Consider the following 21669-nt stretch of genomic DNA (forward strand, 5'->3'; position numbering starts at 1 on the left):
CACGGAATTTTGCAAAATTTCTCTCGAAATTTGATATCGGCGCGCACCGCATCCGTGACCCGGACTTCGGCGCGGAAAGAAGCCCGCCGCTACGGCACCTTCCTTGCCAGAGGCTTGGCTTTGCGGTGCTTTTTTCGATCCCGGTGCTGCAAGGCGCGGCGGAAGATGCTCTAAGAGAGAGAAACAATCGCTTTGGAGGATCGCCATGAGCCTGCTGATCGCCGTCAAGGGCTGGAACCCCGCCGCCTGGGCCTTGCGCCTTGCCCGCTACCTGCCGGAGCACGAGATCCGGTCCTGGCCGGACGCGGTCGGCGATCCGGCCGACATCCGCTACGCGCTGGCCTGGAAGGCCCCGGCAGAGGTCCTGGCGGCCTGCCCCAATCTCGAAGTGATCTTTTCGCTGGGCGCCGGCGTCGACCACCTGCTGGCGCAGCCGGGCCTGCCGGATGTCCCGATGGTTCGGGTGGTCGACCCCGACCTGACCGCACGCATGACCGAGTGGGTGGCGCTGCAGGTCCTGCTGCACCATCGCCAGCATCTGGCCTACGCCGCGCAGCAGCGCGAAAGCCTGTGGCGCGACCTTGAGCAGCCGGCCGCGCGGCATGTGCGGGTCGGCCTTCTCGGTCTCGGCGTGCTCGGCGCGGAAGCGGCCAAGATGTTGGTGCGGTTTGGTTTTGACGTTGCCGGCTGGGCGCGCGGGCCCAAGCAGATCGACGGGGTCGTCAGCTATGCCGGCGAGAGCGAGCTCGATGCCTTCCTCGCCCGCACCGACATTCTGGTGAACCTGCTGCCCCTCACGCCGGAGACGCGCGGCTTCATCGACTACGGCCTCGTGTCGCGGCTGGCGCGCGACGGGGCGCTCGGCGGACCGGTCTTCATCAATGCCGGACGCGGCGGCAGCCAGGTCGAGGCGGACCTGGTGCGCGCGCTGACCGACGGCACGCTGAAGGGCGCCAGCCTCGACGTGTTCGAGACCGAGCCGCTGCCGTCGCACAGCCCGCTATGGAAGCTTGAGAATGTGGTGATCACGCCGCATGTGGCCGCAGACAGCGACCCGGAGGCGATCTCGGCCTATGTCGCCGAGCAGATCCGCACCTTCGAGGCGGGCGGCACCTTGCGCAACACCGTCGACAAGGCGACCGGCTACTGACGCCGAAACTATAAGCTTATTATTTTCAATAGATTAGCAATGAAACCGACGCGCGCGCGAGAACCAGAGGTCGACGATCTCGCGCGCGATGCGCTTCATCTCGCGAGGGGTCGCGGGCTTCTGGTGAACCGCGTCGAACCAGTCTCCGTCGCCAGCTGCCACCGGCGGCGCGCCGCGCGTCAGGCCGAACAGCGGCAGCGTCGCGCTGTCGTGGCGCTGGCGCACGCGCCGGGCCAGGTCGCCCGCCCGTCCTTCGGGCAGGTCCAGCGAAGCCACGACGCAATCGAAGGGCGGGCCGGCGGCGGCATCCGGCGTCGACAGCAGCTCGAGCGCCGTCTCCACGGATCCGACACGGCGGACGCGAATGTTGCCCGTCGCTCCTTCAAGCGCCAGACGGAAGGCTAGGGCATCGTTCACGTTGTCTTCAACGTGAAGGAAAACCGCGTGCGGCAAGACATGAAGCATGAGCGACCGGTTGTCCGTAAAACGCAAAAGACGTCGCCGTCAGTTCCCCTCGGGAAGTCTGACGCAACATCCAATTTTGCTGATATGTTCGGACGGCGATGTTTCGGATTGACCCGTGGGGTTTCTTCGCTGCCCGCTTCATAGGGGCGAAAACTGCCGCCCAACGTCGCAGCTGATATAATCGCGCTGCAGAGTCGCTACAACTGCATTCCCTGCATAGCAGATGCGCTAGGGAAACCGGGCAATTTCAGGCGTTTCCTTCTAAGGAAGGGAAAGCAAATTTCCAAAACAACTTGGAAATCCGAACAACCGGAAAATCCGACACACGGAAACCCAAGAAGACCGCCCGCAACGCGTGCCGTTGCGCGCGCTGCTACAACCGGCGACAGGCGGTCAGCGCACCCCATTCAGTCGCCGCGATGCGCGCAAGCGCGGCCTCCAGCGGCTCCAGCGCAACGCTCATCGTGTAGCCATTGGCATGCAGCAAGGTGCCCGGATCGCTCATGATCCCGACATGGCCCTTCCAGAACAGCAGGTCGCCGCGCTCAAGCTTCGGCAGACCGCCGGAGATGTCGAGCGCCTCGCCGGCGCCGGCCTGCTGCATGTCGCTGTCGCGCGGCAGCACGTGGCCCGCTTCCGCCGCCGCCAGCTGCACCAGCGCCGAGCAGTCGAGGCCGAGCGAGGTACGCCCGCCCCACAGATAGGGCGTTCCAAGCAGCCCCTCTGCCACTGCCACCCAGTCGGTCACGGTCTCGCCGAGCGGCATCAGATGGCGGGCGACCATGGCGCTGCCGTCGTCGAGCAACGCGTAGTCGAGGCCGCGGGTCACTGCTGCGCCGACGACGCGCACGCGCGCGCCAAGCGACAGGAGCGAGAGCGGCGGGCGTTTCAGCTCGGCTTCCGGATAGCGATAGCTGCGCGGCACGCAGACCCGGTGAGTGGCGGGCGCGCCGGCCTCGCCCACGCTCGCCGCTGGCAGGTACCCAACATAGCCGTCGGTCGCCAGCTGCCCCCAGGCCCAGCCGTCGTCGCGGATCTCGTACAGATCGAAACTCTCGCCGTAGAGCGCTTCGGTATCAATGGAGCGGGCCGCATCCGGCGCGGGGCGCAGCGGCGCCGAGGCGACCGCGATGCGGACCGGCAGCGGGTCGGCGAAGCGCTCGGCCACGACCTGGCCACGATAGCGGCTTGCCGCCAGATCGGGGCGAACGGGATGGATGCGGCGATCGAGGGCGGCGGCGGGTTCGCTGGTCATGCGGCGGTCCGGGCTTCTTCTGGCGCTTCGGGCATCGGGCTGCCCGGTACACCGCCTGGGATCAGCGGGGCATCTCGGCGGCCCGGGCAACGATGGTGTCGGCAATGTGCTCCAGATAGAGCGCCCCGGCAACGGTGCGGGTCACCACGACATTGCGCCGGTCGGCCTCGTCGCGGCGGCGCGACAGCAGTTTCATCGCACCCAAAGTGTCGAGCGCGCGGGTGATCACCGGCTTGGTGACGTCGAGACGTGCAGCCAGTCCGCGCACCGTGTGCGGGGGCGGCTCCAGATAGACCGTCATCAGGATCGCCATCTGGCGCGAGGTGAGGTCCTTGTCGCCGTCGGTGACCAGCGACATCGTCACATCGTGCCAGAGTCGCAGCGCCTGCGACGGCCGCAAGTCGATACCCATCCCTCACCCATGCCTGCTGTGCCGTTGCCGGCCTTGCCCCATAGTGACAGGCAATTCGTTTCGGTTCCGTTATACAAACACCGAAACGAGGCAGGAAAGCGTGCCGCCTCAGTTTCCCGGGTAGCGGGCGGCGAGCAGCGAAAAGAGCGCACGCGCGGCCTGTGCCTCACCGCCCAGCGGGCGGCCCGGGCGGTCGGCCGGGTTCCAGCCATAGATGTCGAAATGCGCCCAGACCCGCGCCTTTTCAACGAAACGCGAGAGGAACAGCGCGGCGGTGATGGAGCCGGCGAAGCCCGCACCGCTGGTGTTGATGTGATTGATGTCGGCGATCCGGCTTTCCAGATAGCTCTCGTAGGGGCGCCACAGCGGCAGGCGCCACAGCGGATCGCGGACCGCATTCGCGTGGTCGGAAAGCTCGGCCGCGAAGGCCTCGTCGTCGGTGTAGAAGGGCGGAAGGTCGGGGCCGAGAGCAACGCGCGCGGCGCCGGTCAGCGTCGCCATGTCGATCAGGATCTCCGGCTCCTCCTCGTCGGCAAGCGCCAAAGCGTCGGCAAGGATCAGGCGGCCTTCCGCGTCGGTGTTGCCGATCTCGACGGTGAGGCCCTTGCGGCTCGGCAGCACATCGCCGGGACGGAAGGACGCGCCGGAAATCGCGTTCTCGACCGCCGGGACAATGACGCGCAGGCGCACCGGCAGGCCGGCTTCCATGATCATCGAGGCCAGCGCCAGAACGGCAGCCGCACCGCCCATGTCCTTCTTCATCAATGCCATAGCGCTGGACGGCTTGATGTCGAGGCCGCCGGTGTCGAAGACGACGCCCTTGCCGACCAGGGTGACGCGCGGATGCCCCTCCTCGCCCCAGGTCGCATCGAAAAGCCGCGGCGCGCGGTCGCTCGCCCGGCCGACCGCATGGACCATCGGGAAGCCCTCGGCGAGCAGCGCCTCGCCCTCGATGACGCGCACCCGCCCGCCGTGATCGGCGAAGAGGCGCTGCGCCGCATCGCACAGTTCGGCAGGACCGAGGTCGCTTGCCGGCGTGTTGACCAGATCGCGGGCGAGCGTCATGCCGTCGAGGATGAGGCCGACCCGCTCCAGGTCGACGCCCTGGCCCACCATCAGCCGCGGCACCGAGCGGGTCGACGGCTTGCGGTAGCGCTCGAACCGGTAGGAGCCGAGCGCGAAGGCGAGCGCGGCTTCCTCCTGCGCCTCGGCCGCAATCTCCAGACGGAAGTCGCCGCCCGGCAGCTTGCGGGCAAGATCGCCCACGGCAAACCCGGGCGCAGCCGCATTGGCGACGCCGAAAAGCACGGCCGCAAGCGCTCCTTCGGCACCTGGAACCAGAAGCAGCTGTCCGGCCGCCCCGTCGAACCCGCTCGCCGCGGCGAAGGCCTCGGCCCGCGCGCCCAGTCCCTGAAGCACCGTCTGCGCTTCATCGCGGTCGACGGCATGGACGGGAATGGCTGCAACATCGGGGGAATGGGCGATCAGCGAGGCGCGCACGGGCGGGGTCCTTGTCTGGCGGGAGAAGAAGGTCGGAGTTCCGTTTTAAGCACGAAGGGCAGGCAGCGGCAATCGCCGGACATCCGCCCGCGGGACCACCTTCAGGGCCGCCGTTTAACGAAGCATTAGGGTTAACGACGTATTGATGAGCTTGCGCATTCTGCAAGTCCAACGTCCGTCCGTGTCCAGGAGCCCGGCACATGCCATCCACGCGCCACGCCCTTCCCCGTCCCGCCGCCGCGCCGCGCCTGATGCTCGCGGCCTCGATGGTGGCCCTGGTCGCGCTGACAGGCTGCGCCTCCTCGAAGCGCAGCGTCGGCACCCATTCCGGCGCGCCGCAAGGCTATGCCGCCCCCGGATCGAGCGCCGCCTTGCAGGCGGTCGGCTATTGGGGCCAGGCCTATCAGCGCTCGCCGAAGGACCGCGAAAACATTCTCAACTATGCCGCCGCCCTGCGCCGTAACGGTCAGGTCGACCAGGCCGAGGCAGTGCTGCGCCAGGCGATCATCGCCCATCAGAGCGACCGCGACATCGCCGCCGCCTACGGCAAGGTTCTGGCGATGAATGGCCGGCTGCCGGAAGCGCTGCAGGTGATCAACGGCGCTCAGACCCCGACGCGCCCCGACTGGCGGCTGATGTCGGCAGCCGCCGCGATCCACGACCAGATGGGCAACACCCAGCAGGCGCGCGACCTCTACAATCAGGCGCTCAAGATCGCTCCGGACGAGCCGAGCCTGCTCAACAATCTTGCCATGTCCTACCTGCTGGAAGGCGAAGCCAAGGAGGCGGAGGGCGTCTTGCGCCGCGCCGCCGCCAGCCCCAAGGCCGACAGCCGCATCCGCCAGAACCTGGCGCTGGCGATCGGCCTGCAGGGCCGCTTCCAGGAGGCCGAGCAGGTCGCCACCGCCGAGATCGACCCGGCCCAGGCGGCACAGAACATCGCCTATCTCAAGTCGATGCTGTCGCAGCGCAATTCCTGGGCGGAGATCGCGGCGCAGGACAAGAAGAAGAAAAAGTCCGGCGGTTGACGCGGCGTCTTCACCTCCCCCTGTTCTCGCAGCCGAAACGACAAAAGCCACCCGTCCGGGTGGCTTTTTCATTCGTTCCGGATTGGCGTTACCGGGATGCCTTTGAGGCGTGCCGTCAGAAGGTCGCGACAGCCTGGATGATCGCCGGGCCGATGATCACGGCAAGCAGCACGGGCAGGAAGAACACGATCATCGGAACGGTGAGCTTGGGCGGCAGGGCTGCGGCCTTCTTTTCCGCCGCCTGCATGCGCTGCAGCCGGTTTTCGTCGGCCATGACGCGCAGCGCGGTGGAAACCGGCGTGCCGTAGCGCTCGGCCTGGATCAGGGCCAGCGAGACGTTCTTGACGCCTTCCAGGCCGGTGCGGTTGGCAAGGTTCTCGTAGGCCATGCGCCGGTCGCCGAGATAGGAGAGCTCGGCATTGGTCAGCGTCAGTTCCTCGGCCAGCGGGATCGACTGGATGCCGATCTCCTCCGACACCTTGCGGAAGGCGACCTCGATGGACATGCCGGATTCCACGCAGATCAGCATCAGGTCGAGCGCATCCGGCCAGGCTCGGTTGATCGAGAGCTGGCGGTTCTGGATCTTGTTCTTCAGATAAAGATCCGGCGCATAGAAACCGATGAACGCGACAAGGCAGGCGATGAACACCTTGACCATCGCCGGCTGGTCCAGCTTGAGCACCACAAAGGTGTAGAACAGCGCGACGATGAGCAGGACCACCGGCATCACGAGACGCGCGAATAGGTAGGTGTAGAGCGGGCGCACACCGCGATAGCCGGCACGGGTCAGCCGCAGCTTGGTCTCGTCGTCCGACAACAGGTTCTTCAGGTTGAGCCGGTCGACGATGTTCTGCATCTGCTTCTTCGGCTTGTTCCGCAGGGAAACCCGCGCATTCGCCTTGTCGTCGGCCAGGCGTGCGCGCTCGCGGGCGCGCATCTGCTCGCGCTCCAATGCCACGGACTTCATCCGGGTCTTGAGCTTGTCGCCTTCCAGCAGCGGCACGACGAGCGAAAACAGCGTGCCGGCGATCGCAACCATGGTCAGGATGGCGATCATCGCCTGTTGGGAGAGAAGATTGGAGAAATCCAGTCCCATGGTCTCTTTCCGTGTCCGTCGTTCCTGCCCGAAAACGGCAGATCAGAAGTCGAAGGCGATCATCTTCTTCATGATGAAGATGCCGGTCAGCATCCACAGGCCGCTGCCCACGACGATGATGTTGCCGGTGGGCTCGGTGAACAGAAGCATCATGTAGGACGGGCTGGTCAGCGACAGCACACCGACAACGAGGAAGGGCAGCGAGCCGATGATCGCGGCGGAGGACTTGGCCTCCTGGCTCATGGCGACGATCTTGCCCTTCATCGCCTTGCGCTCGCGCAGCACCTTGGACAGGTTGCCCAGCGCCTCGGACAGAGAACCGCCCGACTGCGCCTGGATCATCACGACGATGGCGAGGAAGTTTGCCTCCGCGACCGGCATGCGGCTCGGCAGCTTCGAGATCGCCTCTGCCAGGGTGATGCCCATGGTCTGGGCCTCGACGATACGGCGGAACTCGGTCTTGATCGGCTCGCGCGCCTCGGCGGCAACGATCTGGATACACTCGCCGAGCGGCAGGCCCGCCTTGGTGCCGCGCACGATGACGTCGACAGCATTGGGCAGTTCGTTCAGGAAGGCGGCGATCCGCTTCTTGCGGCGGCGCCCGAGATAGAAGCGCGGCACGCCGAATGCGCCGACAAACATCAGCCCGAAGGTGACGATCAGCGAGCCGGAGGCGAGCAGGCCGACAAAGCCCAGCACCAGCGCACAGATCAGCGAGAAGACGATGAAGCCGCGCTTCGACCATGTCAGGCCAGCCTGATCGATGCGCTCTTCCAGCGTCAGGCGCGCTGCGCGCTGCTGCTTCTTCTTCTCGCGAGCCTCGAATTCCTTGAGCTGGTCCTGCACGGACTTGCGCCGGCGGTCGCCGTCGCGCACCGCCCGGCGGGTGGCATCTATGGCGGCGTTCTTGCGGGTCGAAACAGACTTCAGCCGCTTCTCGCGTGCCGCGCGCCCGCTCAGCTGCGGCTCGAACAGGGCGTAGATGATGCCGCCTATGGACAGCGTCGCCAGAAGAGCAATGGCAACGATCGTCACTTGCGGCGTCAGGAAGGACTGCAGGTCAGCCATGTCCGGGCTCCGGAGCTTCAGCCGCGTCGAGGGCGGCGGCAAGGCGATGCTCCTCGCCGAAATAGCGCGCCTTTTCCCAGAATTTCGGGCGGCCGATGCCGGTGGAGCGGTGACGGCCGATCAGCTTGCCATTCGCGTCCTCGCCGAGGATGTCGTAGAGGAACACATCCTGGGTGATGATCACGTCGCCTTCCATGCCCATCACCTCCGAAACGTGGGTGATGCGGCGCGAGCCGTCGCGCAGGCGCTGTGCCTGGACGATCACGTCGATGGACGAGACGATCATCTCGCGCAGGGTCTTGGACGGCAGCGAGAAGCCGCCCATGGTGATCATCGATTCCAGACGCGAGAGCGCCTCGCGCGGGCTGTTGGCGTGCAGCGTGCCCATGGACCCGTCGTGGCCGGTGTTCATCGCCTGCAACAGGTCGAAGGCCTCGGGTCCGCGCACCTCGCCGACGATGATCCGCTCGGGACGCATACGCAGGCAGTTCTTGACGAGATCGCGCATGGTCACCTCGCCCTCGCCTTCCAGGTTGGGCGGGCGGGTTTCAAGGCGCACCACATGCGGCTGCTGCAGCTGCAGTTCCGCTGCGTCCTCGCAGGTGATGATGCGTTCGGTGGAATCGATATAGGCCGTCAGGCAGTTCAGCAGCGTCGTCTTGCCCGAACCCGTGCCGCCGGAAATCAGCACGTTGCATCGGCTGCGGCCGATAATCTCCAGCACCGTCGCACCCTCGGGCGAGACCGAGCCGTACTGGACAAGCTGCTTGAGGGTGAGCTTGTCCTTCTTGAACTTGCGAATGGTGAGCGTCGGCCCGTCGATCGCCAGCGGCGGCGCGATCACGTTGACACGCGAGCCATCGGCGAGACGGGCGTCGCAGATCGGGCTGGATTCGTCGACGCGGCGGCCGACCTGGCTGACGATCCGCTGGCAGATGTTCATCAGCTGCTTGTTGTCGCGGAAGCGCACGCTGGTCTGCTGCATCCGACCCTGGGTCTCGATGTAGACCGTGTTGGCGCCGTTGACCATGATGTCGGCGATGTCGTCGCGCGCCAGAAGCGGCTCGAGCGGGCCATAGCCGAGAACGTCGTTGCAGATGTCCTCCAGCAGGTCTTCCTGCTCGGAAATCGACATCACCACGTTCTTCAGCGCGATGATGTCGTTGACGACGTCCCGGATCTCCTCGCGCGCGTCCTCGGCGCTGAGGCGGGTCAGCATCGACAGGTCGATCGCCTCGACCAGCGCGTTGAAGATCGAGGACTTGGTCGCGTAATAGCCTTCCGACCGCTGCGGCGCGCGCGGCTCGGCGACCGGCGGCGCGGCCGGCGCAGGCTTTGCGGCAACAGCGGGCTGAGCTGCGGCGGCGGACGGTGCTGCGGGAGCCCGTGCCGGTTCGGCCGCGACGGGCGGCGGCGGTGCAGCCGGCGCGACCTGCGGCTCGCCCTGCATGGGCGGCGCCGCGGGGCGGGACGTCTGTGAACCTGAGGAAGCGCCACGTCGACCGAACATCGTTACCTGCTTTCAATCGTCTCGAAGAAACATGCCGGGCCGCCGGTCAGCCGGCGGCCTTGCCCTTCTTCAGGAAGCGGGAGACCAGCGAGCCGAGCGCAAGGCCCTTGGGCTTCGCCACTTCGCCGCGACCGGTGACCAGCTGCGAGATCTGGCTGAAGATTTCCGTCGTGGCGTGCTTTTCGTCCTGCTCGCCGATCATCTGGCCGTTGTTGGCGGCCGTGCCGAACAGAAGCGGATCGAAGGGCACCACCGCGGCCGCGGTGAGCTCCAGCGCGTCGGCGAACTCGGCGGCCTTGATCTCCGGCCGCTTTGGCACGTTCACCCGGTTCAGCACCAGGCGCGGCGGCGAGTCGTTGGGTCGCAGCTGGCGCAGCGTGTCGATCATGTTCTTGGCGTTGCGCAGGTTGGCCAGATCCGGCTCTGCGACGATCACCACTTCATCGACGGCGGCCAGCATCCGGCGGACCCAGCCCGACCACACATGCGGCAGGTCGAGCACGATTGCCGGCGCACCCTGCTTCATGATGTCGAGCAGACCATCGAAGCTCGTCTCGCCATGGTCATAGGTCCGCTCCAGCGAAGCGGGCGCGGCAAGCAGGCTGAGGCGATCAGCGCATTTCGACAGCAGGCGGTCGAGCATGGTCTCGTCGAGGCGCTCCGGCGAAGAGACCGCCTCAAAGACGCCCTGCAGCGGATCCTGGTTGAAGTCGAGGCCGGCCGTGCCGAAGGCAAGGTCGAGGTCGGCCAGCACCACGTCGCTCTCGTAGACGCGGGCGATCGACCAGGCGACGTTGTGCGCAACGGTGGACGAACCGACGCCGCCCTTGGCGCCGACGAAAGCGATGGTCCGCCCGAGCGGCTCGGCGTCCGGATTGACGTAGAGCTCGCCGATGGCGCCGATCAGCTGGAACAGGTTGATCGGCGCAACGAGGTAGTCGCTGATCCCGCGATGGATGAGGTCGCGGTAGAGCTTTACGTCGTTGACATGACCGATGATCATCACCTTGGTGCCGGCGTCGCAGACTTCCGCCAGCTGTTCCAAGCCCTGGATCAGCTTGGAGGCTTCCGTGCGGGTCTCCAGCAGGATCAGGTTCGGCGTCGGCGCGGAGCCGTAGAAGTCGATGGCCGCTGCAAGCCCGCCCTTGTGTACCTTCACATGAGCCTTGGCCATGCGCCGGTCCTGAGCGGCGCTCTCGATCATCCGGGCAATGTCTTCGCTTTCGCAAAAGGCCTGGATCGCGATCCGCGGCACCGCCTTGATGTCAAGCGTATCAGCGGGCACGGCGACGGCGTGATGGTCGCCCATCGCGGGCTCGCGCGGATACCCGTCCTCGTCCAGCGGCATGTCGTAAGCGAGGGTGTTCATCCGTCCAGCTCCTCCGGGATCAGTTCGTCGCGTCGGAGACGCGCGAACCGTCGCCTTCCTTGTAGTCGGTCGCCGTCTGCTCGCCGGCGCGATACTTGCCGTAGACCGTGCCCCGGCGGAGCTGGTCGGCCGGCGTCGAGGCGCGCGGGTAGAGCAGGTCCGTCGGATTGTCGACCATGGCGGCCAGGTTGGACTGCGCGGCGCAGCCGAAATTGTAATACTGCGTGTTGTTCAGATGCGGGTTGTGGCGCATCCCGTCGCCGCCCCCGGTGATGTTGTCGGGCCACTGGCCGCAAGGACCCGTCTTGGCCTGCAGACCGGAATAGGCGAGGCGCACCGGCGCGGAGATACCCGGATCCTGGACCGGGTAGCCGCGGGTGGCGATACGCTTGGGCGACACGCCGCCTTGCACCAGCGCCTTGCGGATCTGCGGCAGCACCGCGTGAACGGCCGCCTCGTTGTAGGCGCCGGAGGGCACGATGATCTCCATCGCGCCGCCACCGCGCGAACGGGCCTCGGCCGCGAAGCTGGTGACGACGGCCGACAGCTGCGGCGACAGGCGGCGCATGTCGCTTCCCACCGGCAGATCGAGCGTCTTAACCCCTTCCGTCACCACGATGGGGTGGCGCAGACGATAGTCATTGGTCGCGAGCGCCTCGGCTGTCGGCTGCTGCGTCTGGCAGCCGGCCGCCAGCAGCGCGGCGAGAACGGCAAGGGTCGGCGTGAGCGCACGGACCCGGGTTGCGGAAGCGGCGACGCGCTTTGCGGATGCAGACTGCATGGGACCGGTCCTCACTCGTAGATATAGCCGACCTGACCATGGTAGGCGCCCTGTCCAGGATCGCCGGATACCCGGTACATGCGGTTGAGACGGTTCAGGAAAATCGTTTCGCCATCGGTCGCCGGCGCCAGGTTGCGGGTCGGCTCGACAAGCTCCGAGCGGGCCGTCGGACGGACGGTGTAGGGCGTCACGAAGACGGCGAGTTCGGTCTCCTGGCGCAGGAAGTCGCGGCTCTTGAACAGGGCGCCGAGGATCGGCACCTGCATCAGGCCGGGCACGCCGTTGAGGTCCTGCTTGTAGGATTCCTTCAACAGGCCTGCCATGACCAGCGTGCCGCCGGAAGGCAGTTCGACGGTGGACTCGGCCCGGCGAACCTTGAGCGCGGGAATGACCAGGGAGCCGATCGAGACCGCCCCCTCCTGGGTGATCTCGCTGACCTCGGTCTTGATGCGCAGGGAGATGCGCCCTTCGCTCAGGACCACCGGAGTGAAGTCGAGGCCGACGCCGAACTTCTTGAACTGGACGGTGAGCTTGTTGTTGTCCTCGGCGATCGGGATCGGGAACTCGCCGCCAGCCAGGAAGCTGGCATTTTCGCCGGAAATCGCGGTCAGCGTCGGCTCGGCCAGTGTGCGGATCACGCCGTCGCGCTGCAGCGCCTGCAGGTCCGCATTCAGCTTCGCGCCGCCGGCAAGGAACCCGCCACCGGCATTCGGGCGGCCGATGATGTTGGAGTTGACCGAGTAGCCGGGCGAGCTGTTGAAATTGGCGCTGTAGTTGCCGATGCCGATGGTGCCGGACAGGTTGACGCCCAGCTGCTTGATGATCGATCGCTCGACCTCGGCAACCGTCACCTTCAGGTGCACCTGGTCCTTACCGCTCACCGAGACCATGTTGAGGACCGGCAAGGCACTGCCTTCGACCTTGGAGAAGCGCGCTGCGAGATCCGCCGCCTGCTGAGCCTCGACGGTGCTGGAGGCCGTGCCGCTCAGGACGAGGTTGCCATTGACCGACTCGGCCGTGATGTCGGCACCCGGTATGGCGCGGCGGATCATCATGTTGAGGTCGGTCGTGTCGTTTTCGACGGCGAGATCAAAGCTGGCGATCTGGTTGCCGGCCCGGCCGAACAGGAACAGGCTCGCCTGCCCCGCCTTGTTGCCGAGGATGAAGACCCGGCGCGAGGACCGGACCACGGCATCGGCCACCTCCGGATTGGAGACGATGACGTCGCTCACCTCCTCGCCGAGATTGATCACCACGGAACGGCCGAGACCGACCTTGAGCAACCGCCCGGCCACCCGCTCGCCGGCCTGGATGGTCACCGCCTTTGGATAGCCATCGGCGCGCGCGGTATCCAGTCCGGCAAGGCCGGTCAGGACAAGGCAGATCGCCGTACCGATCCGGAAGAAACGTTGAGCCAACATCCGAATACTCCTTGCCGTCATCACCGCGCCCGATCCCGCTTACCGCTGGGTCCGGGCCTGGCTGGCAACGCCGAACTTCACAAAATTCACACCGCCGCCAACGAGGCCGGGATCGGCGTCATCGGCAGAATCCTGGGCCGAGCGCAGCACGAGGGCGATCGTGCCGAGCTGGGAAGCCTGGGCGACGACCTCGGCCTGGACCGGTTCGAGCTCCAGCGTGGCGGTCTGCCCGGGAGGCAGCGCCTTCTCGTCCCGCTCACCGGCGGTGGTGGTGTCGATGGCCAGCACCCGCACGTTCTGCAGGATCGTCTCGCTGGTGAATGAATTGCCGGACCGGCCTGACGACTGGCGCGTCAGGATCACGTCGACCTTGTCGCCGGGCAGGATGAAGCCGCCAGCCGCGGTCAGCGCCTCGACCGAAACGGCAATGGCCCGCTTGCCCTTGGGCAGAATGGTCGACATGAAGCCGCGATCGCTGCTGATCAGGCGCTCTTCGCGCACCGGCTCGCCCTGATAGACGGGCGCCTTGGCGATACGGCCTGCGATTTCGGTGATGGCGTCGGGTCGCTGGGAGCGCAGAACCGCCGTTGCCGGCGCCAGGTCGCGAGGCCAGCTGGCCCAGGACAGGTCGCCCGCAGACAGCTGTTCGCCAAGGGCGATGTCCTTGACGACGGTAAGGACCTCGTCCTTCTCCACTGTCTCGGTCACCACCACCGGCGCGGCCGGCGGCTCTGGATTGTTGCTCATCACCATCCGCGCCACCAACACACCGGCGGCGAGCGAAATTCCCAGAATGGCGAAACGTGCGATCTTCATTGCCAATACCCGCATGGATCGTAGCGGACCGGACGCGGATGCGCCCTCGGTCATCATGCGACTACTGTGACGGGCAAATGGTCAAGACATGGTTAATCAGACGTGATCAATGTTGCTGAACGTATGCTTAATCTTTCGCAAAATGAAACCCGGAGATTTTCTGCGTTCAGGAATCGTTAATATTTGAACCGACGCTCCGCCGTTACACCAGAAGGGCGAACCAGGCCGAGTGCGGATAGACCTGCAGCGCGGCGGCAGCCAGCGTGATGCCGTAGGGAACGCCGCGGGCATTGTCATGCAGGCGCAAAAGCCACTGAGTGCGGCCGGCAATGCCAGGCAGCAGAACGATACGGCGGAAGCCGATGATCAGCAGCGTGAGAACCGCCCCGTAAATGCCGGCAAGAGCGAGGAATTGCAGGAGGTCCTGCGACATGCCGAACCACAGCGCCAAGGCAGTGATGAGCTTGGCATCGCCCCCGCCCATCCAGCCGAAGCCGAAGAACACGAGACAGGCGGCCAGCGCCAGACCGGCGGCAAGCAGATGCCAGCCGGTATCCGCAAGACCGATGCCGGCAAAGGGCGCGATAATCGCGAACCCGGCCACCAGCATCAGGGAGACGCTGTTGGGAATCTTCATCGTGAACAGGTCGGACGCGGCCGCAAAGGCCACCAGACAGGGGAACACGACCAGGATCGCCGCTTCGAACATTCCAACGCTCCCTCGATTGCCGGCCTCTCCGGCTTTCGCATCATGTCGCCGAAACGCTTAAGCGCCGGTTGACGCGCCCGCGTCCGGCACGCCCTTTCATGGGCGCAGTCTTTGGGACCGGAAACGAAAACGGGCGGCCAAGGCCGCCCGCATCGATGGCAGTCCACCGTGCCCCGGCAAAGACATGCCGGGACCCGAGGTGCCGTGTCAGCCGTGCTTACTGCGTGGCGGCAGCGTTCAGCTCGGTCGAAACGCGAGTGAACATCGCGGTGATCGAGTCGCCGGCCAGGCCGACAGCAGTGATGATGGCAACGCCGATCAGACCGGCGATCAGGCCGTATTCGATAGCGGTCGCGCCGGATTCATCCTTGGCGAAACGAGCGAGAAACTTCTGCATGGTTGGCTCCTACACTTCACTTGTTTGTCTGCACCACCTCGTCGACCTTGTTGTTATTTCGGTCGCTCGAAGATGTTGCCACTATAGGAACCACACCTTGCCACAAGGTTAAATTCACAACCGCCCATCGGCAAGTTCGACTTGAGCAACCTTATAGTTAATTCTTCAAAAATACATTCTCTTACATTTTAACCAAGCTCGCCCCTTGCCCTCATCCACATGCCATGCCGCAAAGTACGGCGCCGTGCCGAAGAATCCGCTGGCAGCATGCCCATGATGGGAACGCCCTGGACATTAACGATGCTCGCAGAACGCTTCGGGCGGGACCGGGCGTTAGCCCTTCCTTCACCAATATCCTTCACTGTCACGAAGGAAATTTCGCTGAGGAGCTTACCCATGTCGCATTTTCGCGAGGCTTTTTTTGCGTCGATCACGGCCGCGGCGCTGCTCGCCGCGCTTCCCGTGGCGGGCGCACACGCCCAGGAGAGCGGCGTCCAGGTGATGACCGACCGGGCGAAGGTGTTCCGCATCGACGCGCCTGCGGACACTGTCATCGTCGGCAACCCGGCCATCGCCGATGTCACCATGTACGATCGCCAGACGGTGGTGGTGACCGGCAAGCTCTACGGCACGACCAACCTGGTCATCCTCGACCGCAACGGCGAGCCGATCATCGACGAGGTGATCACGGTCTCCGCCGCGTCGGGCGAAACGGTCACCGTCCAGCGCAAGGGCGAACGCTTCAGCTACTCCTGCGCGCCCAATTGCGAGCCGGTAATGCGCGTGGGCGACAGCGATGCCGGCTACGAGTTGCTGAGCAAGCAGTCCAGCCAGCGCAATGACATGTCCGAAAAGGCGGCGGGCGTTTCCAACTGACCCGCCATGACCCCGCCTTTCACCGCTTTCCGAGCACGAGTGGCTACCAGATGCTGAGAGATCGCCTTCTCCCTCGCTTCGCACGATTGCGCCCGTTGCACGCGGTGGTGAGGGACCGCGAAGGCACGACGGCGATCGAGTTCGCCTTCGTCGCGATTCCCTTCCTGATGCTGCTGTTCGGGGTGATCGAGATCGGCCTGGCCTTCTTCGCCAATCAGGTGCTCAGCAATGCGACCATGGACGCATCGCGCATGATCCGCACCGGGCAGGCGCATGCCCAGGGCTTCGATGCCGACAAGTTCAAGGAATCGATGCTGGAACGTCTTGCCGGCTTCCCGATCAGTTCGGACCGGCTGACCATCGACGTCGAACGGATCGAGGACTTCTCCTCCTTCACGCCGAAGCCGCTGATCCGCGACGGCGAACTGGTCGCAGACACCGGCTACAACCATGGCGAGGCCGGCCAGATCATCGTGGTTAGGGCTCTTTATCGATGGCCCATGCTGTCGTCGATGATGAAGACCGCCTATGGCGACCTGAGCTCGGGCGACCGCCTGCTGGTGGCGACCGCCGTGTTCCGCAACGAACCCTTCCCCTGGACCACCCAACAGGCGAGCAAGTGACCATGAGCAGCCCGAAGCGGCAAGAGCGGCAGCAGGAACCGCGCCGCATCGTCAGGAAGGCCGCCACGCGGATCGCGAGCGGCCTGATGCGCGACCGGCGCGGCGTCGCCGCGGTCGAATTTGCGCTGGTGCTCCCCTTCATGCTGGCCCTGTTTCTCGGCGTCACCGAGCTGAACTCGGCGCTGACGCTCGACCGGAAGATCAGCCAGGCCGCCAGTTCCGTCGCCGACCTGGTGGCTCAGGCCGACAAACTCAAAGCCTCCGAGGTCGAAGACCTGCTGAAGCTGTCGCGCGCCGTGCTCGACCCTTATCCGGAAGCACCGCTCAAGGTGGTGGTCGCCAGTGTCTGGATGAAGGAAGTGAACCAGCCGCGTGTGGTGTGGAGCCGGGCGATGAATACCGCCCAGTGGGGCGCCAACTCCGCGCCGCCGATCAAGCTGCCGCCGGAACTGACCAGCCAGAAGGGCACCTATCTGGTTGTCGCCCATGCCGAATACGAGCATCGTCCGACCTTCGCAGCGGTGCTGAAGGACGTGTTCAACAGCGCCACGATCACCCTCAGCGACACCTACTACATGCGCCCGCGCGTCAGCACGAGCGTCGAGTGTTGCAGCTGAGGCCTGCCTAGTTGCCGCCTCCCACCGGCTCGAGGCGGCCGCGCGGCGTTCCGGAATCCGGCGGAAAGGCAGCGAGAACGGGCGCGTAATCCTGCGCGCCCACGGCAACAAAGCCCTCGTCCGAAACAGCGTCCACCGCCCCCTGCCCGGTCATGATCGCCGCAAGCACGCCGCGGATCTCCTGCGGCACGTCACGGCGAACCACGTGCGGCGCGCCGGCAATGGCGCCGGAGGCCCACACGATCCTCAGCCCGGAAATCTCGATGCCCCGTTCGGCAAGGTCCCGCAAGGTCCCGCGCGAGTAGCCCGCCGCCGCCTCGCCCTGCAGCGAGGACCAGGCGAAGGCGACATCGGCATCGCCCCGCACCAGCGCCAGCGCCGCCGAAAGCGGATCGTCATGAACGATGAGCGCGTCGGCTGCCTGCCCTTCCAGATCGACACCCGCCGCCGACAAGCCGGCCAACTGGACCAGGCGACTGCCGACCGCCTCGCGCGGTCCGGTGGCGATGCGCCGACCGGCGACGTCCGCAGGCCCGTCGATCCCCTCGCCGGCCCGCGCCAGCGCAATCGCATGCCAGCCCGTCCCGCCGTCAGCCTCGCGCGGGGCGACCAGCGGCTCCAGGCAACCGCATTCCCCTTGTGCCGCCGCATAGGCGGATGCGGACAGCGGCGCATAGTGCACCTCGCCCGTCATGACCGCCTTTTGCAGTTGCGACAGGTCGCGATAGGCGATCAGCAGCACCGGAAGCCTCAGCCCCGCCTCGAGCAGCTCACGGAACGGCGCGGCCCGGCCGAAGTCGCCGGCGGCCGGATCCATGACGATGCCGACGCGCAGCTCCGGCATCAGGGCAAGACGTGCGGGGTCGAAAGGCGTTGTCGGAGCCGGTTGCCCGGCGCCAGCTTCGGGGTCATCGGCAGGGGCAACCTCCTCCTGCCAGGGCAGGAAGGCAGGACCGTCCGGCCGCGGCGGCGCGGTGTCCTCGGCCGAAAGCTTCCCGACCGATGCGCCGGACACCAGCGTGCCCAGCAGCAGCACGGCAAGACAACGGAAAAAGCTGCGGGACAGGCGCACCGCTCCGCCGATTGCCTCTTGCCCAGAACCGGATCGTCGCGCCAGTCTTCTCATCCCGTCAGTGTGTTCCAGGGCCGCAGCGCCCGCAATCCCGAGATCCCTGCATGGCAAACCGCCCCGACACCGTGGTCTTCGACATCGGCAACGTCCTCATCCAGTGGGATCCGCGCCTGCTCTATCGCAGCATCTTCCAGAACGAGGCGGATGCCGACCGATTTCTCGCCGAGGTGCTGCCGCCGGAGTGGAATCTCGAGCAGGACCGGGGCCGCAGCTTTGCCGAGGGCATCGCGGAGGCGCTGGCGCGGCGTCCCGACCACCGCGAGGAGATCCTGGCCTGGGACACGCGCTGGCACGAAATGGTGCCGGGCGAGGTACCGGGCAGCGTCGCGATCCTTACCGCACTGAAGCAGGCGGGTGTCCCGCTCTATGCGATCACGAATTTTTCGTCCGAGAAATTCGCCGAGTGCGAAGACCGCTTCCCGTTCCTTGCCGACAGCTTCATCGACGTGGTCGTGTCCGCGCATGAGCGGCTGGTGAAGCCGGATCCGCGGATCTACCAGGTGCTGTTTTCGCGCAACGACCTCACCCCGGAGCGCACCGTCTTCATCGACGACAGCCCGGCCAATGTCGCAGCGGCACGATCCGTGGGCATGCATACCATCCACTTTACCGATGCCCCCGCGCTGAGAGCTGCCCTGATCGAGCACGGTTTCCCGCTCTAGATCGGCGGTCAGCCGGCCTCGAACCCCTCCAGCACGTTGACGCAGTTGGTGCCGAGCGCGTCGACCGCATACCCGCCTTCCATGACGAAGAGGGTCGGAAGGCCGGCGGCGGCAAGGGCAGCACCCATGCGCGTGAAATCGTCGTGGACGAGGCGGAACCGCGAGATCGGGTCTTTCTCGTAGGCGTCGAGGCCGAGAGAGATCACGAGCGTGTCGGCGCGGAAAGCCGCGATACGATCGAGCGATGCGGCAAGCGCCTGCGACCACACATCCCAGTCGGCGCCCAGTTCCAGCGGATAGTTGGCGTTGAAGCCCTCGCCCTTGCCCGCACCCGTCTCGGCCGCATGACCGAGGAAGTAGGGATATTCCTCGCGCGGATCGGCGTGGATCGACAGGAACAACACGTCCGAACGCTCATAGAAGATCGACTGGGTGCCGTTGCCGTGGTGGTAATCGACATCGAGCACGGCGACACGCTCCGCGCCGGCATCGCGCAGCCACTGCGCGGCAATCGCCGCATTGTTGAGGAAGCAATAGCCGCCGTAGTAATCGGCCGCCGCGTGATGCCCCGGCGGGCGGCACAGGGCGAAGGCAGCGCGCTCGCCGCCGGCAACGAGACGGGCACCGGTCAGCGCGGAATTGGCGCTGGCACGCGCTGCCGCGAACGTGTGCTCGCCAAGCGGCGTGCCGGCATCGAACGAATAGCGGCCGAGCAGACCGTCGATGTGATCGGGCACCGGATCGATGTTGAGCCCGCGCACCGGCCAGACGAAGGGAAAGGCCTCACCGCTCCGCCCAGCGGTGGTCCAGCGGGTCCAGAAGCTCTCCAGGAACGCGAGATAGCCGGCATCATGGACACGGGCGAGCGGCTCCATGCCGAAATCGTCCGGCTCCAGCAGCTCACCGAGTCCACGCGCCAGCACCGCCTCGCGAACCATCTCGGCGCGGGAGGGGATCTCGACAGCCGGCTTCAACATGCCGTCGGAGATCTCCTGCTTGGGGTCGTGGGCCAGCTGGCCGGCGGAAAATACGGTCTTCATGGCTTCAAATCCTCATGCCCGACCTGAGAAAATCGATACTCCGTCACCTGCCGGTAGAGCTCGCCCGGTCGCAGGACGGCTCCGGCGAAGTGCCGATGATTGGGACTGTCCGGCCAGCGTTGCGGCTCCAGGCAGAGACCCGCACGCGGCCCGTAGATGCGCCCCTCCAACCCCGGACAGGCTACGGCGAGCTTGTAGCCGTCGTAGAGCTGGAGGCCGGGCTCGCTCGTCACTACGTCCATGGCGATACCGCTCTCCCTCCCGACAAGGCGTGCAACAGGGCGCGGTTCGGACGTTGGCACGGCAGAGAGGCAGAAATTGTGGTCATGGGCGATATCTCCCCCATGTCCGTCGATCCGGCGCAGGCAGCGGAAGTCGAACGGCGTTCCCGCGACGGGGCGCGCCTCGCCGGTCGGGATCGCCTCGCCGTCGACGGGCAGATAGGCATCGGCCTCGATCTGCAGCAGGTGACCGCCGATGTCCGGCGAGCCGTCGAGGTTGAAGTAGCTGTGGGTCGCAAGGTTCACCAGCGTCGGCTGGTCGGTTACCGCCTCCAGCACGATGCGCAGCCGGTCGCCGGCAGGCGGGATCTCGTAGCGGGCGCTCGCCTCGACACGGCCCGGATAGCCCGCATCGCCATCTTCGGAGGTCAGCGCCAGCATCGCATGGTCGGGCCCGGCCTCCCGCAGGGACCAGAGCCGCCGGGCGAAGCCTTTTGCCCCGCCATGCAGGTGGTGGCGTCCGCCCTCGTTGCGCTCGAGTTCGATGTCCCTGCCGTCCAGCCGGAAGCGCCCTGCGGCAATGCGGTTGGCGTGGCGGCCGGCGATCACGCCGAAATAGGGCGAATGAGCGAGATAGGAGGCAAGGTCGTCGAAGCCGAGCACCACGCCGCGGCCACCGACGCGCAGGTCCGTGATGGCGGCCCCCAGCGTCATGATGCTGACCGACAGCCCGCCGCGCGCGATGGCGACGCGCTCGACCGGCGTTCCATCGGCAAGCTGGCCGAACTGACTGACGCTCATTTCAGGTGGTTCCCGCAATCCCTGGCAGGCCCGGCGCTGATGCGCAGGCGGAGGACACTATAGCGGGACGGGCTGCGAAATCACCCGCAAGGGCTACTGTATCAACCGCATCGTGCCGGAGCGGATGTCGACCTTGGCAAGGCGTCCAAGCACGGACATGCCGATCAGCGGCAGTTCCAGCGCGCCCTCCGGCATGACCAGCGCCTCGACATTGTTGAGGCGGATGCTTCCCAGGCGCAGCTCGCGCAAGGTGACGGGCGCCGCAAGCGCGATACCGTTGGCCGTGCGCACCTTGACGACATAGTCGGCACGGGCCGGGCGAACGCCGGACAGGGCCGCGACCTCGGAGGGAAGGGCCAGCGTCGACGCGCCGGTGTCGATCAGAGAATGGACCGGACGTCCGTTGATATGGGCGCTGACCTCGTAATGGCCGTTGCGCCCGGCCTTGAGGACGAGTGTGCGCGGACCAGCCGTTGCCGCAGGCTCGGGCGCCTCCTCGCGAGCCGCCGCGACGATCGGCGCCTGCTGGAGATAGTCGCGCAGGAGATCGGGCGCCAAAGACGCGGCCACGACGACGATTGCGGCGATCATCAGATAGCGTGCCATGGCTCCTCCCCCTGCCCTTAACCAGTCAAGATCAGGCGGGAACGATCCCACGGCAGCGCTTAGCAAGGGATGAAGGCCCGCGCGGCACATGCAAACGCGGTTTCCGGTTCACTA

The 21669-nt window shown here is 66.1% G+C and carries 23 protein-coding genes; 6 read left to right on the top strand and 17 right to left on the bottom strand.

The window, feature by feature from the left end; all coding sequences use genetic code 11:
- Positions 1-205 precede the first annotated feature (205 nt).
- The gene (locus tag ACVJ6E_RS21365) at positions 206-1150 is read left to right on the top strand and encodes a 2-hydroxyacid dehydrogenase (RefSeq protein WP_120268450.1); all 945 of its coding nucleotides are present in this window, start codon (positions 206-208) and stop codon (positions 1148-1150) included.
- A 33-nt stretch (positions 1151-1183) separates the two neighbouring features.
- Here the strand turns inward: ACVJ6E_RS21365 and ACVJ6E_RS21370 are convergent, their stop codons facing one another.
- The 4 genes from ACVJ6E_RS21370 to ACVJ6E_RS21385 all read right to left on the bottom strand — a co-directional run bounded on the left by ACVJ6E_RS21370 (position 1184) and on the right by ACVJ6E_RS21385 (position 4782).
- Positions 1184-1567 carry a response regulator gene (locus ACVJ6E_RS21370; RefSeq protein ID WP_147421843.1) on the bottom strand — a complete coding sequence of 128 codons (384 nt, stop codon included), beginning with the start codon at positions 1565-1567 and terminating at the stop codon, positions 1184-1186.
- A 421-nt stretch (positions 1568-1988) separates the two neighbouring features.
- A complete protein-coding gene (locus ACVJ6E_RS21375; RefSeq protein WP_120268448.1) occupies positions 1989-2870 on the bottom strand; it encodes a C40 family peptidase in 882 nt (293 codons plus the stop codon).
- A gap of 61 nt (positions 2871-2931) precedes the next feature.
- Positions 2932-3282, bottom strand: coding sequence for a MarR family transcriptional regulator (locus ACVJ6E_RS21380; protein ID WP_067339870.1), 351 nt, complete (start codon positions 3280-3282; stop codon positions 2932-2934).
- Positions 3283-3390: 108 nt separating this feature from the next.
- Positions 3391-4782, bottom strand: coding sequence for a M17 family metallopeptidase (locus ACVJ6E_RS21385; RefSeq protein ID WP_120268447.1), 1392 nt, complete (start codon positions 4780-4782; stop codon positions 3391-3393).
- 200 nt (positions 4783-4982) lie between these two features.
- On the opposite strand from ACVJ6E_RS21385, the gene ACVJ6E_RS21390 reads away from it, so the two are divergent.
- Entirely contained in the window at positions 4983-5810 is an 828-nt protein-coding gene (locus ACVJ6E_RS21390) for a tetratricopeptide repeat protein (RefSeq protein WP_120268446.1), read from the top strand.
- 115 nt (positions 5811-5925) lie between these two features.
- On the opposite strand, the gene ACVJ6E_RS21395 is transcribed toward ACVJ6E_RS21390, so the two are convergent.
- The 9 genes from ACVJ6E_RS21395 to ACVJ6E_RS21435 form a co-directional block, all read right to left on the bottom strand.
- Positions 5926-6906 carry a type II secretion system F family protein gene (locus ACVJ6E_RS21395; protein WP_120268445.1) on the bottom strand — a complete coding sequence of 327 codons (981 nt, stop codon included), beginning with the start codon at positions 6904-6906 and terminating at the stop codon, positions 5926-5928.
- A gap of 42 nt (positions 6907-6948) precedes the next feature.
- Positions 6949-7974, bottom strand: a complete 1026-nt coding sequence (locus ACVJ6E_RS21400; protein ID WP_120269206.1) for a type II secretion system F family protein — start codon at positions 7972-7974, stop codon at positions 6949-6951.
- Entirely contained in the window at positions 7967-9484 is a 1518-nt protein-coding gene (locus ACVJ6E_RS21405; protein WP_120268444.1) for a TadA family conjugal transfer-associated ATPase, read from the bottom strand. The genes ACVJ6E_RS21400 and ACVJ6E_RS21405 overlap by 8 nt, the downstream gene beginning before the upstream one ends.
- A 46-nt stretch (positions 9485-9530) precedes the next feature.
- Positions 9531-10853 carry a CpaE/TadZ family protein gene (locus ACVJ6E_RS21410; RefSeq protein ID WP_245164947.1) on the bottom strand — a complete coding sequence of 441 codons (1323 nt, stop codon included), beginning with the start codon at positions 10851-10853 and terminating at the stop codon, positions 9531-9533.
- A gap of 19 nt (positions 10854-10872) precedes the next feature.
- Positions 10873-11634: a CpaD family pilus assembly protein gene (locus ACVJ6E_RS21415; protein ID WP_120268443.1), complete on the bottom strand. Its 762-nt coding sequence runs from the start codon at positions 11632-11634 to the stop codon at positions 10873-10875.
- 11 nt (positions 11635-11645) lie between these two features.
- A complete protein-coding gene (locus tag ACVJ6E_RS21420) occupies positions 11646-13055 on the bottom strand; it encodes a type II and III secretion system protein family protein (protein WP_120268442.1) in 1410 nt (469 codons plus the stop codon).
- Positions 13056-13094: 39 nt separating this feature from the next.
- Positions 13095-13871 (bottom strand): Flp pilus assembly protein CpaB, encoded by a 777-nt coding sequence (gene cpaB, locus ACVJ6E_RS21425; RefSeq protein ID WP_120268441.1) that lies wholly within the window; start codon positions 13869-13871, stop codon positions 13095-13097.
- 202 nt (positions 13872-14073) lie between these two features.
- A complete protein-coding gene (locus ACVJ6E_RS21430; RefSeq protein ID WP_120268440.1) occupies positions 14074-14580 on the bottom strand; it encodes a prepilin peptidase in 507 nt (168 codons plus the stop codon).
- A 217-nt stretch (positions 14581-14797) separates the two neighbouring features.
- Positions 14798-14977: a Flp family type IVb pilin gene (locus tag ACVJ6E_RS21435; protein ID WP_067339852.1), complete on the bottom strand. Its 180-nt coding sequence runs from the start codon at positions 14975-14977 to the stop codon at positions 14798-14800.
- A 396-nt stretch (positions 14978-15373) separates the two neighbouring features.
- On the opposite strand from ACVJ6E_RS21435, the gene ACVJ6E_RS21440 reads away from it, so the two are divergent.
- From ACVJ6E_RS21440 to ACVJ6E_RS21450, 3 genes are all read left to right on the top strand, one after another.
- The gene (locus ACVJ6E_RS21440; protein WP_120268439.1) at positions 15374-15853 is read left to right on the top strand and encodes a pilus assembly protein N-terminal domain-containing protein; all 480 of its coding nucleotides are present in this window, start codon (positions 15374-15376) and stop codon (positions 15851-15853) included.
- A 107-nt stretch (positions 15854-15960) separates the two neighbouring features.
- Entirely contained in the window at positions 15961-16476 is a 516-nt protein-coding gene (locus tag ACVJ6E_RS21445) for a TadE/TadG family type IV pilus assembly protein (protein WP_158592664.1), read from the top strand.
- Positions 16477-16478: 2 nt separating this feature from the next.
- On the top strand, positions 16479-17093 hold the full coding sequence (locus tag ACVJ6E_RS21450) for a TadE/TadG family type IV pilus assembly protein (RefSeq protein WP_158592663.1): 615 nt from the start codon (positions 16479-16481) through the stop codon (positions 17091-17093).
- A gap of 7 nt (positions 17094-17100) precedes the next feature.
- Here ACVJ6E_RS21450 and ACVJ6E_RS21455 read toward each other — a convergent pair whose 3' ends face one another.
- A complete protein-coding gene (locus ACVJ6E_RS21455; RefSeq protein WP_158592662.1) occupies positions 17101-18165 on the bottom strand; it encodes a PhnD/SsuA/transferrin family substrate-binding protein in 1065 nt (354 codons plus the stop codon).
- A gap of 104 nt (positions 18166-18269) precedes the next feature.
- Here ACVJ6E_RS21455 and ACVJ6E_RS21460 point away from each other — a divergent pair, with 104 nt between their 5' ends.
- Positions 18270-18887 (top strand): HAD family hydrolase, encoded by a 618-nt coding sequence (locus tag ACVJ6E_RS21460; RefSeq protein WP_120268435.1) that lies wholly within the window; start codon positions 18270-18272, stop codon positions 18885-18887.
- Between the two features lie 8 nt (positions 18888-18895).
- Here the strand turns inward: ACVJ6E_RS21460 and ACVJ6E_RS21465 are convergent, their stop codons facing one another.
- The 3 genes from ACVJ6E_RS21465 to ACVJ6E_RS21475 form a co-directional block, all read right to left on the bottom strand.
- Entirely contained in the window at positions 18896-19927 is a 1032-nt protein-coding gene (locus tag ACVJ6E_RS21465) for a histone deacetylase family protein (RefSeq protein ID WP_120268434.1), read from the bottom strand.
- Entirely contained in the window at positions 19924-20949 is a 1026-nt protein-coding gene (locus ACVJ6E_RS21470; RefSeq protein ID WP_120268433.1) for an aldose epimerase family protein, read from the bottom strand. Before ACVJ6E_RS21470 ends, ACVJ6E_RS21465 begins: the two co-directional genes overlap by 4 nt.
- A gap of 93 nt (positions 20950-21042) precedes the next feature.
- Positions 21043-21555, bottom strand: coding sequence for a TIGR02281 family clan AA aspartic protease (locus tag ACVJ6E_RS21475; RefSeq protein WP_158592661.1), 513 nt, complete (start codon positions 21553-21555; stop codon positions 21043-21045).
- Positions 21556-21669 lie beyond the last annotated feature (114 nt).

This window comes from Stappia sp. G46H5W (assembly GCF_058448995.1).